Origin of the sequence: Leeuwenhoekiella polynyae (assembly GCF_004104075.1) — a bacterium.
Taxonomy (GTDB): Bacteria; Bacteroidota; Bacteroidia; order Flavobacteriales; family Flavobacteriaceae; genus Leeuwenhoekiella; species Leeuwenhoekiella polynyae.
The window spans coordinates 108935-123131 of record NZ_QOVK01000009.1 but is presented as its reverse complement, the minus strand read 5'-3'; the positions used below and the strand labels follow the sequence as shown (position 1 = coordinate 123131).

6 protein-coding genes are annotated in these 14197 nt (G+C 41.9%); 5 read left to right on the top strand and 1 reads right to left on the bottom strand.

Annotated elements, in window-relative coordinates:
- Positions 1-89: 89 nt before the first annotated feature.
- Entirely contained in the window at positions 90-2699 is a 2610-nt protein-coding gene (locus DSM02_RS11545; protein ID WP_128765778.1) for a cellulase family glycosylhydrolase, read from the bottom strand.
- A gap of 132 nt (positions 2700-2831) precedes the next feature.
- Here DSM02_RS11545 and DSM02_RS11540 point away from each other — a divergent pair, with 132 nt between their 5' ends.
- The 5 genes from DSM02_RS11540 to DSM02_RS11520 all read left to right on the top strand — a co-directional run bounded on the left by DSM02_RS11540 (position 2832) and on the right by DSM02_RS11520 (position 14195).
- On the top strand, positions 2832-6908 hold the full coding sequence (locus tag DSM02_RS11540) for a hybrid sensor histidine kinase/response regulator transcription factor (protein WP_128765777.1): 4077 nt from the start codon (positions 2832-2834) through the stop codon (positions 6906-6908).
- Between the two features lie 265 nt (positions 6909-7173).
- Positions 7174-10134, top strand: a complete 2961-nt coding sequence (locus DSM02_RS11535; RefSeq protein WP_128765776.1) for a SusC/RagA family TonB-linked outer membrane protein — start codon at positions 7174-7176, stop codon at positions 10132-10134.
- Positions 10135-10145: 11 nt separating this feature from the next.
- Positions 10146-11747, top strand: coding sequence for a RagB/SusD family nutrient uptake outer membrane protein (locus DSM02_RS11530; RefSeq protein ID WP_240674040.1), 1602 nt, complete (start codon positions 10146-10148; stop codon positions 11745-11747).
- Positions 11748-11763: 16 nt separating this feature from the next.
- Positions 11764-12921 (top strand): SusE domain-containing protein, encoded by a 1158-nt coding sequence (locus DSM02_RS11525; protein WP_128765774.1) that lies wholly within the window; start codon positions 11764-11766, stop codon positions 12919-12921.
- Between the two features lie 80 nt (positions 12922-13001).
- Positions 13002-14195, top strand: coding sequence for a glycoside hydrolase family 53 protein (locus tag DSM02_RS11520; protein ID WP_128765773.1), 1194 nt, complete (start codon positions 13002-13004; stop codon positions 14193-14195).
- The last annotated feature ends 2 nt before the right edge of the window (positions 14196-14197 follow it).

Here is a 14197-nt window from a genome sequence, read left to right as displayed (position 1 = left end):
GTTCTTAAAGCAATCTCACACAGAAATATTTAATTCACTATAAGGAATTAATATTTTAAAATTAAGTAGCAATAAATCTAGATCATTTATTATTCTAGCCATAAACTAATTATTGATAGGCCATATTCCTCTTTTAACTCTTTTTTGTTCAATCCAGGCCCAAGCGAAAATTGAATGCTTTCAATTCTGTTGATATCAAAAATTTCAGGATTGTTATGTTCAAAATAGTAAGGCAGAAAGCTAGGATAAGGTCTGGGCAAGGTCACTGTTTTTACGGGTCGAAGATTAGATAGTTCAAGTACGTAGGTATCGGTTTTAGGCGTAAGGGTCACTATACCACCGTAGGCGGAGCCATCATCAAGCACTAAAGCAATCTGCAAGGGTGTGTCCCTATCTCTTAAAGCCCTACCCTTAAAAACAATGAATTTTTTTGTATCTAAATCTGATTTTCTGCCTTCAATGGCGTCTAGAATATAGTGTTTGAAGGTATAGTCATATATGGGTTCTGCGTTTAAATTTTCATTATCAGGAACAAAAAGGGGGCCAATATCCATGATGTATTCTGCTTCATTGGAGTGTTCTGTAGGCTTAAGATTAAAACCTCTGCGCCACTGTTGTACTAGTAGGTCTACATCCTCATTCGCATTAAAAAGATAAATAGGGTTTTCTTTAGGGACCACTCTGATTTCGTAACCGTCACGATCATAAAAATCCCATTCAAACGGCCTTCCTTCGCGGTTGGCAGGATAGGTCCTATAGGTTTCATCGGCTAGCTGGGCGATGAGGTTGTAGTTGAGGTAACCTGCATTCATTTTGTTGGCGGGAATGGTGGCTACATAATCAAAAGTGCCTTGAATTCTTTCCATCTCGACCACCTCCCGATCAAAGCCGTTTGCAGCCACAAGTTGGAGGCTTTGAGGGGCTTTTGGAGCGATGAACTGCGCGCTTATGACTAATGGCTCCTCCGCAGAAGCCTCTTCCACGGGCTTATGCTTGAGCCAAGGCTTTTCCACATTTCCCTCGGGGGCGTAATAATCGTTCAGCTTTCCATTTTCAAAAGTATCATCAGCGGAATGATCTCCATAATTACCTGTAGTACTGAGCAGGTAGGTTCCTGGCATGATGCTAAAGCTGTTTTCATTGATTTTGGGCACAAAGTCGTTGCCTTTATTAATGGCTTTAAGAGAAAGGTTTTTAACCCCTTCCCACGTTAATTGCATGGTGCGTTCATTCCATTGCACTACGCCTACGGTTTTTTTGGGACTATTTGTCCCAAAGGGGTTAGCTACATATACTGCATCTGGTTGCACTTCAATCCTCCACGTATTCTCATCTAGCTTATCCAGAAAATAAGCTCCTGTTCCGCTATAATTTACTAGGGGGGAATTACCAACCCCGGCAATTTTAACGAGTTTTTTAAGGTTTTTTGGAGTTTTGTTAGTGCTATTGGTATAAATGAAAGTGTTTTCGCTATTATAAACGGCCAGGTCCTCTTCATAGCTAATGGTTACATTGCCGAAGTTATTGTTGTCGGGGTATGTGCCATAATCGGTGTACATGGGTGATTCATGAAATACCTTGCCAGCAATCATTAGGGACAGTGCCTTTGAAGGAGTAAAGTTAAGGTTCATATAATGTGTGTTGTACTCGGTATTGTAGGGAGCGAGGTAGGTAGGATCGTAGGCAAAATGGGTTCCTATCTGTATACCGGCTTCCCTAAAACTTCTTGCTATGGCTGGGTAGATGTAAGAGCGTCCCACATTTGCTGCATCAAATTCGTAGACTAATTTTGCTCCCATGTTAGCCTTAAATTCGTCATCGAAGGGAATATTATAGTCATTCACATTCGGGAGCAGGTTTCCTGGTATTTCCCTGCCATAACCTAAACCTGTAGGATACCACTGAAAGGTACCTCCCTGAATGCCACCGTCAAAGTAGGCTTGAGCAAAATGAACGCCGTGACTGGTGTTATAAAAGATGGGTTTTTCGGTGCCAGTTTTTCGCATAGCATCTACCATTTTCTTAACATAGGCCGTGACTTTGTCAGCTTCACCACTATGGTGAGGTTCATTACTAATTTCAAAGGCTATAATATTAGACTCATTTTTATAGGCAACTCCGGTGTAAGGGTTTATGTGGTTTAAAAACTGTTGTAAATAGTTTTCTCCAGCCTTTATGGCTCCAACATTATCGAGGCTATTACCCTTTCCATATTTGGAAGAAAATCCAGGAGAATCGGTATCTGGTTCGGGCCAGCCGTTACCCCAAAAAGCGATGGGTGTGATCACATAATTGATGTTATTTTCTTTTAGTTTTTTTAATAAATAGTCAAAGGCATCAAGGTGTTCATTTTCGATAAGGTTACCTAGTGTGTCACTAATTTCGGTATCCCAAACATGAAGGCGGTATAAATCAAATCCTAATCTTGAAAAGTGGTACACATCATTATCAATGGCTCTTTTTGGGTCAATTCCCATTCGCTCAGCCGAGCGGTAGGCATGGGCAAAGGGAACTGAGTAGTTTACCCCAAATCCTTTTACTTCCTCCTTGGTTTTGCCCCATCTCATTACACCTTCATTGTCAACATATACATTTCCCTTATCTTGAGCTACACTATTGAGGTGTAAAAGCATCAAAAAGATTAGTGCAATAAAATAATTAATGTTTTGATTGTTTTTTTGATTTTTAGATGAGTTCATTCGGTTGAATTTGTATTAAAATCTTTATTAGAACAATAGTACTGAGTAGTGGTTTTACAGTAAGGTTAATAAACGTATTTGTTACGCTTATTATTTTACTATATTTATCCCAACAATTTTAAGAATTTGCTAATGAAACTAAGGGGTACATATTCATCAATTGCAGTATACATAATCTGTTTATCTGTCGCCCTGTCTTGCTTTTCACAATCCCGTCCTATTTTTGAAAATATTGACCAGAGCAGTGGTCTTTCAAACACCCGGGTGACAAGTATCGTTCATGAAAACGGTGGGTTTGTGTGGATGGGAACCAAAAATGGCCTCAATCGCTATGATGGTAAGGATATTAAAATATATAATAAGCAGAATAGCGCCCTTAGTGCCAATGACATTGCAGATCTATATCTGGATCAGGATGGAAACCTATGGATTGCAACGCTGGGTGGTGGCCTCAACCGCTATGATGCGCTTCAAAATTCTTTTGAGGTCTTTCGGCATAACCCTAACGTTGAAAACAGTATTCCTTCCAATCAGGTCAATGCCATACTGGAAGATAAAAAGGGCAATCTTTGGCTGGCTACTGAAAACGGTTTGGCTCTTTTCGATAAAGAAAATAAAGCTTTTCAACGCTTTAATTTAGGATCAGGGAAAAAAGGTGCGGGTAGCCTTAGCAGTTTGCTACTGGCTGACGATAATAACTTGTGGATAGGTAGTTTTGGCAACGGCTTGTTTCGTATGAATATCGCTACAGGTAAGGTTGAACGGTTTGTTTCAAAGCAACCCTACTTTTCAAATTTTATACACGACCTGTTGCAACTTCCCGATGGTAATCTGCTTATAGGCACCAGCGGGGGAGGCCTTTTGCACTTTGATCCCCAAACAGGGCTGTATTCCAACTTCTTGGCCTATTTGGGCTATGATCAGGAAATAGCAATTGTCCGCAAGCTGATTTTAGATGCTACGGGAAGCCTCTGGGTAGGTACAGATGGCAATGGTGTGCTCCGTGTGATGCACTTGGATCAACCCAATCAACACGTCTTTCAATATACCTACAATGCCAATCAGGAATCTTCTCTTGCCGGTAATGCCATCTATGAAATCTATCAGGATCATGATCATATTGTATGGGTAGGCACGGCGTGGAATGGAGTAAGTGTTCTGATACCAGACCGTGACTTCACCTACCTATATGGTGATATTTTGGGCAATAATCCATCTCCAGTGCTTTCCGTTTTCAAGGACGGTGAAACACTTTTTCTGGGACTTGACGGGCAGGGCCTCACTGTTTATGATCAGAATATCGATGAGGTTACTTATTATAAAAAAGAGACGGGGACCTCTCTGGGGGGTAATTATATTCAATACCTGATGAAGGCCCAGAATGGGATTTATTGGATGGGTACTTTTGCCAATGGTCTTTTAAAGTTTGACCCCAGGACCGGAAATAGCAAACAATATAAGCACCGGCCGGGTGATTCGCTTTCGCTGAGTTATAACGATGTGCGTTATATCATTGAGGATGAATCTGGTAATCTTTGGATTGCTACCTGGGGCGGTGGGCTCAATTATTTTGACCCACAGAAGGAAACATTCTTGAGTTATAGAGCAGATCCTTCTGCTCCTAGTGATACTTTGTTTAAAGGAATAAGCAGCGATAATGTCATAGCCATGGTGAAAGATGGCCCTGTATTATGGCTAACTACATTTGGCGGGGGGTTAAACCGTTTTGATATCCAAAATGGAACTTTTGAACATTTTGTTTACGGGGAAAAACCAAAATCAATTGCGAGTAACAACCTCTACACCATTTTTAAGGATTCAAGAAACAATTTGTGGATAGGTACTTCCGGGGAGGGTGTGAACCGCATGAATCTTGAAACGCAAATAATAGAACGCTTTGAAGATAAAAATTACTTAAGGTATGCTACTGTTACCGGTATAGTGGAAGATGATGAAGGGGCCATCTGGATCAGTACCAAGCAAGGCCTTTTTAAATACGAGTATGATTCTAATGTCTTCTTTTCATTTCCAGATCAATATGGAGAATTTCATATCAATGCAGTATTTAAGAGTGATAGCGGGCGGCTATATTTTGGTGGTATAAATGGCCTGCTCACATTTGAACCTTCTCAAATGAAGTTAGATACAACCCAGCCGCGCGTGACATTTACAAATTTTAAATTGTTCAATAAGGAAATTTCGGTTAGTGATCGGGATATTTTAGATAAAAGCATCAACTTTGCTCGAGAGGTAAGGCTGGAGCACGATATGGATGTCATCACATTTGAATTTGCTGCATTGAACTTTCCTTTTAGCGATAATACCGAGTACGCGATAAAGATGGAGGGATTTGATGAGCAATGGCGAGAAATAGGCAAGGATCGCACGGCTACTTATACCAATTTATCCCCTGGATATTATGAATTTAGGGTTAAGGCCAGGGAAGAAGGTAGTTCCTGGGGTGAGGCATTTACTTCGGTAAAGGTGACCATATTAAAACCGTTCTGGTTGACCTGGTGGGCCTTTGTGATTTATAGCCTGCTGGTCTTGGGGCTCTTTTACATTTTTAGAAAATACATCGTTGCCTGGGAGCAGATGAAATCAAACTTGAGGCTGGAGCGACTTACTCACGAGAAGGATACGGAACTTTACAACCTTAAGCAGCGGTTTTTTACTAATATATCACACGAGATTCGCACCCCGGTTACCTTAATCCTAAGTGCTATAAATAGATTGGGGGAGCGCAGGGAACTTATGGATGAAGCGATCAGCCTCGCTGTTGCTTCTGCAAAAAAACACGGAAATCACTTGTTGCATCTGGTCAATGAACTTCTTGATTTTAGAAACTTGGAAGATCAGTCCAAAAAGTTGAAATTAGCTCATACCGATTTCATAGATTTTGGCAAAGAAATCTATCTTTCCTTTACCGAAAGTGCCTTGAAAAATGATATAACATTTCATTTTGAAGCAAAACCCAGCCAGCTTATGCTCTGGTTTGACAAGAACCAGATGGAAAAGGTATTTTACAATCTCTTAAGTAATGCTTTTAAGTTTACACCCGGTGGTGGCCATATTAAGCTAAGTGTGGAAGACGCTCATAATGAGGTGTTTCTCAAGGTACAGGATAGCGGTATAGGTATTTCCAAAGGGCAAATAGGTAAAATATTCAACAGGTTTTACCAGTCGCCCAATTCTGCAGAAATACAAGAAAACGGTTTTGGTTTGGGACTTTCCATCACACAGGAAATCGTTGAGCTGCACGGAGGCAAGATCACCGTAGAAAGCATCAAGGGCGGTGGTACCACTTTTAGCGTAAGCCTTCTTAAGGGTAGAGATCATTTTGACACAAACGCCATCGAAGACGATCTTGCTGACTCTGAAAATGTGGAACATTACCTATATGAAGGTATGCAACTTGAAGATACCGTTAGCGTACAGCCAGAGTGGGACGAGCTCAGGGACCTTACCCTCCTCGTGGTAGAAGATAACCTTGAGATACGCGCTTACCTTAAAGCTTTACTTAGCGCACAGTGCGACTTGCTTGAGGCAGAAAATGGGGAAGAGGCCTTTGAGTTAGCCATTAGTAAACAACCAGATCTCATCATCAGCGATATTATGATGCCGGTGATGGATGGGATTACGCTTACCCGGAAGCTAAAAGAAAATGTTGACACCAGCCACATCCCTGTTATCCTGCTCACTGCACGGGCCTCGTTCATTCATAAAATGCAAGGCTACGGCACGGGTGCCGATGATTATGTGACCAAGCCCTTTAACGAGGCATTATTGCGTGCCAGAATAAAAAGTCTTATTCTTAATCGTCAGCGGCTTCAGGAACACTTTGGCGGGGAAGCCCTGCTCACTCTTAATGAACTTCCCGTAAACACGGTGGACCAAAAATTTTTGGAAGAACTCATCAAGATTATTCAGGGAAATATTGACAGCGAAAACCTTAGTGCAGATTACCTTAGCCGGGAAATGGGAATGAGTCATAGCGTAATCTATAAAAAGGTAAAAGCACTCACGGGAATGACTCTGGTAGAATTTGTTAGGGATTATAAACTTAAAATAGCAAAAGTACTGATATTTGAACAAGGCTTTTCGGTAAGTGAAGCCTGCTACAAGGTGGGATATTCTGATCGCAAATACTTTAGTAAGCTTTTCAAGAAAAAATTTGGGAAAAACCCTTCTGAATTTAGTAGAAAATAATAGTTTATAAACAACCTTTTTAAGGTTAATAACCGTTTACTTGGCTCTTTCTCCCTTTAATTAATTACTCTTGATAAATTTTTCTTGAAAAAACGAAATCTTCACCCTATTAAAATCAATTTTCACCCCCTTTAGGTTTACGCAAACGTTTTAATTGCACTTAGTTTTGCGAATATATATAGATACAACGATATCGATTTAGTTATTTAATAATGTTCGCAGCAGATGATTGCCAATTTAATAATTAAAATAAATGTTAAAACCTATGCTAAATAAGTTTTTTAAACCCAATTTTTATTGGACACTCCTTTTATTTATATCACCTTTTGGAATATTTGGACAGAGCGTTACCGTCTCAGGTACAATTACTGATGCTGATTCTGGAACACTGCTTCCGGGGGTTAATATTGTAGTGAAAAATACCTCAAATGGAGTTACTTCAGATTTTGATGGTAAGTATCAAATAGATGTAGAGCAGGGTGATATTTTAGTGTTTTCTTACGTAGGTTTTACTACTCAGGAAGTTCCGGTGACTGGAACAACTTTAGATGTCGCTCTTAAAACTGATGCTGCAGAGTTAGATCAGGTAGTGGTCATTGGCTATGGTACCACTACGATCAAAGATGCTACTGGTTCGTTAACCTCAGTAACTTCTGAAGACTTTAACAAAGGAAACATCGTCACCCCAGAAAACCTCCTGAGCGGAAGGGTAGCCGGACTAACCATTAATACAGGTGGTGAACCAGGAGCTGGTTCTACCATAAGAATTAGGGGCGGTGCTTCATTGGGTGCATCAAATGACCCGCTTATTGTTATTAATGGTTTGCCCGTAGATGACAATGCAGTAGGTGGTTCACGTTCTGTATTGAGTACAATAAACCCAAACGATATTGAGTCGTTCACCGTATTGAAAGATGCATCGGCAACTGCCATCTATGGTTCAAGGGCATCAAACGGTGTAATTATCATAACAACAAAAAAAGGCTCGCGCAATCTTAGGGTGAACCTTGACACTCAAATGGGTACTAATACGCTACCCAATAAAATTGATGTTTTTTCTGGAAATGAAATTCGCGAAATCGTTGCTTCTGAAAGACCGGGACTCTTGAATAGATTGGGTAATGCAAATACAGATTGGCAGGACGAAATTTATAGAAATGGAATGACTTCCAGCCAAAACCTATCCGTTTCAGGAGCGATTGCAGATGTTCCCGTGCGGGTTAGTATAGGTCGTACCTACCAAGAAGGGCTTAGGTTGACGTCAAAATTTGAACGAAACAACTTTAGTGCAAACCTTAACCCTAGCTTTTTTGAAGATCACCTCAAAATCAATGTCAACGCAAATGCCTCTTTTGAAAAGAACAGGTTTGCCGGGGGAGAAGAGGGCAACGCGATTACATTTGATCCCACACAGCCGGTTTATGATCCTAATTCTCCGTTTGGTGGCTTTTTTCAATATACCAACATTGTGGATGATGGCGTGCTAAATGCTGATGATCTACTTTCAAATTCACCTTTCAACCCTGTTGCAAATTTGCTTCAAAATGAAAGCATTAGCAACGTACGGCGCATCTATGGAAATGCCAAATTTGATTACAAACTGCATTTTTTTCCAGACATCACGGCAACAGTTAATCTTGGTTTTGATGAGCAGACCGCAGACGGTTATGTTAAAGTCTCACCGTTCAATCCCTTAAGTCAGGCTGATGGTCGAATCATAGGGTCGTTTTCGCAATATGATAATTATCAAAAAAATACCCTTTTTGACGGTTATCTTGCCTACAACAAGGATTTAGGTGATTTTGGAATAGAAGCTACCGCGGGTTATTCTTACCAGAAATTTACCAGTGAGCAGTACAATACAGGTGAACTCCTGGATGATGGTCCCGATACCGAACCTACCCTAAATGTAGATACAGATCTTGTACTTATAGGATTTTTTGGCCGTTCAAATTTTAGCTTTAAAGATAGATACATACTCACACTTAGTTACCGTCGCGATGGTACTTCCCGTTTTAGCCCGGATAACCGCTGGGGGAATTTCCCTGCGGCTGCATTTGCATGGCAGATCAATGAAGATTTCTTTGCAGAATCCCAGGCATTTTCTACCCTTAAACTGCGTTTGGGTTATGGAATCACAGGACAGCAAAACATAGGTCGCGGCAACAGAGACCTGTTTTTAGCCCGTTACGTGCGTGGACTGCCTGCCTCACAATACGAATTTGGTGGTGAGGTACTTACCGTAGGTATCCCTCAATTTAGAAATGAAAACATAAAATGGGAAGAGACCACTACCTACAATGTGGGCTTTGATTATGGTTTTATGAATGATCGGTTTACAGGCTCAATAGAAGGGTTTTATAAAGAGTCAAGTGATCTGCTTGCCAATGCCGCCATTTCTGACGGCTCAAACTTTAGTAATGCCGGGTTTCAAAACGTAGGTAATTTTACTACACAAGGACTTGAGTTTGCTATAAATGCTGACATTATACAACCCCTAAACCCAAACGATTTTAGATGGAGTCTTAATTATAATGCCACCTATATCGAACGCGAAATTAAAGAACTTGCTCTTAACCAAGATCAAGAAGTAGGCGGTATCGCTGGTGGAACTGGGAATACAGCTCAAATCAATCGTGTGGGTTATGCACCATTTACCTATTATATTTACAAACAGATATATAATGCTGATGGGTTACCCATAGAAGGGGGTTACGCTGATCTTAATGGTGATAACATTATAAACGGAAATGACCGGTACCTCTATAAAAATGGGAATGCAGATGTTACAATGGGCTTGCTTTCCAATATGAGTTATAAGAATTTCGACTTTTCATTCAATCTGAGGGCAAGCTTGGGCAATTATGTATATAACAACGTAAATTCTGCCAGAGCACAGTTTAACCTGCTCGAGAACAATGCCGTGGCTTCAAATCTTCCCAGAGCCGTACTGCAAACAGGTTTCAATGTGACTGAAGATGTTATTCTATCTGATTTTTACATCGAAAATGCTTCCTTCTTAAAGATGGATAATATCACCCTGGGCTACACCATAAATAGTTTGTTTGATGGAAGCGCTTCCCTTAGGTTGAGTGCAGGGGTGCAAAATGTCTTTATAATCACAGGTTATTCTGGGTTGGATCCTGAAGTATTCAACAACGGAATAGATAACACGATATACCCCAGGCCAAGAACGTTCTTGGTTGGGGCTAATTTTAGCTTATAAAAATTATGAAAATGAACACGTTATTAATTAAAAGGATTTGGGTACTGGCCGGAGTATTATTGTTTCTCGTAGGCTGTACAAACGATCTTGATGTAGAACCGGGAGATCCAGAAGCATTTTTGGACACTGACTTTTATGCAGACCCTGCCTCTTACCGAAGCGGTCTCGCCGGTGTTTATGGAAACCTAAGTCTTACGGGTACCGATGGTGCCGGAAGCTCCAACATTCAGGGACTTGACGCCGGGACCAGTCAATATGGTCGCGGCTGGTGGAACCTTCAAGAGCTTACCAGTGATGAGGCCATCTGGTCTTGGGAAAATGACCCGGGCCTAAGGGAATTGAACCGTAATACCTGGAATGCCGATAATGTAGTCCTTCGGGGAATGTTTGGCAGGGTTATGACATCGGTCTCTTTTGCCAACGAGTACCTGAGACAAACTTCTGATGCTGCCCTTGATGGCAGGGGAGTAGATGCAAGCCTGCGTGCCGATATTGCAGAGTATAGAGCTGAGGCACGCTTTTTAAGGGCATTGGCCTATTATCATATGGTAGACCTCTTTGGCAAAGCACCTTTTGTAACCGAAAATGACCCTGTGGGAGCTTTTCAGGCTCCCGAGTATAACCGGGAGCGGTTGTTTGAATTTATTGAAAGCGAGCTTCTCGAGATCATTCCACAAATGGTTGATCCGCTTCAGAACGAATATGCCCGTGCAGATAAGGCCGCTGCTTGGATGCTTTTAGCAAAACTATACCTTAATGCTGAAGTATATGTGAATCAAGACCGCTATGCAGATTGTTTGCAATACTGTCAGCAAATTATTAATTCGGGTTATGAGCTTACGCCAAATTACCTAAACAACTTTAAAGCCGATAATAATGATCAACCTGCAAGAAACGAAATTATATTCCCAATCATTTCTGACGGGGTTACCACTCAAAATTTTGGTCCCACAACAGTGATGATCAACGGTCAGGTAGGATCTCAAGAGGCCAATGGCGGTAATTTTGGGGTAAATGCCGGTGGCTGGAGCGGAGCACTGCGAGTGCCCTCAGAGTTTTCTGAGACTTTCCAGAATGGCAACTACAATATTGACGTGCGAAACACATTAATCACTGAGGATAGAATTATCAATATTCCTGATGTCTCTCAAAGGGATACAGGCTTTATCATCGCAAAATGGTCTAACCTTACTTCAGACGGACAACCCGGTTCTGCCATTGAAATAGTAGATACTGATTTCCCTATGTTTCGACTGGCAGATGCTTATCTTATGTTCGCTGAAGCACATTTACGTGGTGGTGGTGGTGATCTTGGCACTGCGGTTGGCTATGTTAATGATCTAAGGGCACGTGCAGGCAACCCCAATGCAGTTGCAGCCAACAGGCTGACCTTAGATCTAATCCTCAATGAGCGGTTAGTAGAACTTTATTGGGAAGCCCACAGGAGGCAGGATCTTATCCGTTTTGGCCGTTACACCGGTGGTACCTATAATTGGTCTTGGAAGGGTGGATCGGCAAACGGCATCGCCATAGATGCCACCAGAGATGTTTTTCCAATTCCCGCTGCAAGCCTCGCGGCCAATCCAAATTTAACTCAGAATCCAGGTTACTAATTCAAAAAAAATTAATATGAAAAAAACAATTTTAATTTACGGTGCTATCCTAGCCTTATTTGGCTTGATCTCGTGTGACGAAGAAGATTACTTAGTATTCACAGCGCAGCCAGATCCAGAAGGGGTAAACTTTGAAAACTCCTTTTCTTCCCAGTACTTGCTCAGCGAGGATACCGGGACCAACATCGCTGAGCGCTTTTTTTGGAACCCGGTAGATTTTGATGCCCCTGTAAATATCACGTATGACCTAGAAGCTTCACTTGATTCTGAATTTACCACACCCGTAATCTTAGGTTCTACCTCAGCTACCAATCAAGCGGTTACAGTTGATCAAATGCTTGAATTTGCAGAAGACCTGGGCCTGGATGACGATCCTGCAACTACGGGAGAAGATGGTCTGCCCAATAATACAGGTCAGGTTTATTTCAGAATTCATGCTTATTCAGGTACTGGAGCTGCAAATTCCGTCGAGGTATATTCAGATGCTGCACCTTTGACCCTGAGCATAATCGAGCAGGCGCCTGATACAGGGGGCGGTTGCGCCTCGATTTACGTGGTAGGTGCAGCAGCGGTAGATGCTGGCTGGGAGTGGAGTTCGCCCGTAGAATTTTTCTGTGACGGCGATGTTTATACCGCCAGGGTTGAGCTTACCAATGATACATTCCGGTTTTTTGAGATTGAAGGGGACTGGGCATCTGGCCTTAACTATCCTTATTTTGAAGAGGAAGGCTTTACCATTGATGAAAACTTAGTAAATGCGGCCGATGGCGACAGCAATTTCAGTTTTGTGGGAACTCCAGGTATTTATGAGGTTGTGGTAGATAGCAATGAAAAAACGATAACCCTCACGCCTTCCACACCTTATTATCTTGTAGGAGACGGTGTGCCCACTGGCTGGAACTGGGACGAACCCGTGGTAAACGTGGTCGAGACCAGTGCCTACATCAGGACGGCAACCCTTGAGTTCAGCGGTACCGGAGCCTTTAGGGTATTTACCTCCTTCAACGACTGGAACAGCGGGATTAACTATCCCACATTTGAAGAAATGGGTTATACCATAGGTGAGAATTTTGAAAATGCCGGAGACGGTGATAGTAATTTTACATTTGTGGGTATCCCTGGAACGTATACTATGACTATCAACACGCTTGAGAAAACCATCAGTTTAGAATAATTATCCAGTTTAGAAAAGACAAGGAACGCATTGCTTGCTGGTTTAGCTTTCCTTGTTGCATTAACCAAAAATAAAATGACATGCTACGAATATTCTTAATCTTTTTTTCACTTTTTGTGGCGACTTCCTGTTCTCCCGGTGATGGGAATGAAAACACATCGGAAGACCCCACTGCTGGTGAAAACCCAGATGAAGGCGAAGAGCCAGGACCTGAAACCAATGAACCACCAGAAGAGCCTGATTTTTATTACGGTGCAGATCTATCTTATGTCAATGAGATGGAGGACTGTGGTGCTGTCTATAAAGATCAGGATGGAAATAATGCTGATCCCTATAAAATCTTCGCAGAGGCGGGCTCAAACCTGGTACGCGTAAGGCTTTGGCATGATGCTGCCTGGACCAATTATTCTGATCTGGCAGACGTAAAAAAGACCATAAGCCGCGCAAAGGCTGAAGGTATGAGGGTACTGCTCGACTTTCATTATTCTGATGACTGGGCTGATCCTGCCAAGCAGGAAATTCCTGCGGCTTGGGAAGCACAAATAGACAATACCGAAGCCTTAGGTCAATTGTTGTACGATTATACCTATGACATCCTTGAGGATTTGGAAGGTGAAAATCTTACGCCAGACATCGTGCAGGTGGGGAACGAGATCAATCCAATGATCCTTCAAAAAGGGGAACTGCAATGGCCCATTAACTGGACCCGAAATTCCTCGTTGATAAATCAGGGCATTAAGGCGGTTCGTGATCTTTCCGCAGAAAAAAATGCGGGCATCGAGGTTATGCTCCACATTGCACAGCCAGAGAATGGGTTATGGTGGTTTGAGCAGGCCACAAATGCGGGAGTTACTGATTATGACTGGATAGGATTATCCTACTATCCAATCTGGTCTGATTACGATCTTGATGAAGTTTCAACGCCACTTTCGAACCTGATAAATACGTATAATAAGAAACTGATGATTGTGGAAACTGCCTATCCGTTTACCATGCAAAATGCAGATAGTGCAAACAATATATTGGGTAATGATGCTTTGGTTCCCGGTTTTGAGGCAAGCCCCGAAGGACAGCTGGGTTATCTAAACGCCCTAAGGGATGTTTTGGTAGAGGTAGGCGCCGGTGGACTAATTTATTGGGAGCCTGCTTGGGTTTCAACTAGCTGCAGCACACAATGGGCGAAAGGTTCTCACTGGGATAACGCAACCTTATTTGATCATGATTATAAGGCTACCCTAGGCCTTAATTTTTATAACGGAGGGCTAAACGATTAGCT

What these genes read in the sequence shown, in the direction of transcription:
- DSM02_RS11545 (WP_128765778.1), bottom strand. Translation starts at nt 2,699, where the DNA reads ATGAACTCATCTAAAAATCAAAAAAACAATCAAAACATTAATTATTTT.
- DSM02_RS11540 (WP_128765777.1), top strand. Translation starts at nt 2,832, where the DNA reads ATGAAACTAAGGGGTACATATTCATCAATTGCAGTATACATAATCTGT.
- DSM02_RS11535 (WP_128765776.1), top strand. Translation starts at nt 7,174, where the DNA reads ATGCTAAATAAGTTTTTTAAACCCAATTTTTATTGGACACTCCTTTTA.
- DSM02_RS11530 (WP_240674040.1), top strand. Translation starts at nt 10,146, where the DNA reads ATGAACACGTTATTAATTAAAAGGATTTGGGTACTGGCCGGAGTATTA.
- DSM02_RS11525 (WP_128765774.1), top strand. Translation starts at nt 11,764, where the DNA reads ATGAAAAAAACAATTTTAATTTACGGTGCTATCCTAGCCTTATTTGGC.
- DSM02_RS11520 (WP_128765773.1), top strand. Translation starts at nt 13,002, where the DNA reads ATGCTACGAATATTCTTAATCTTTTTTTCACTTTTTGTGGCGACTTCC.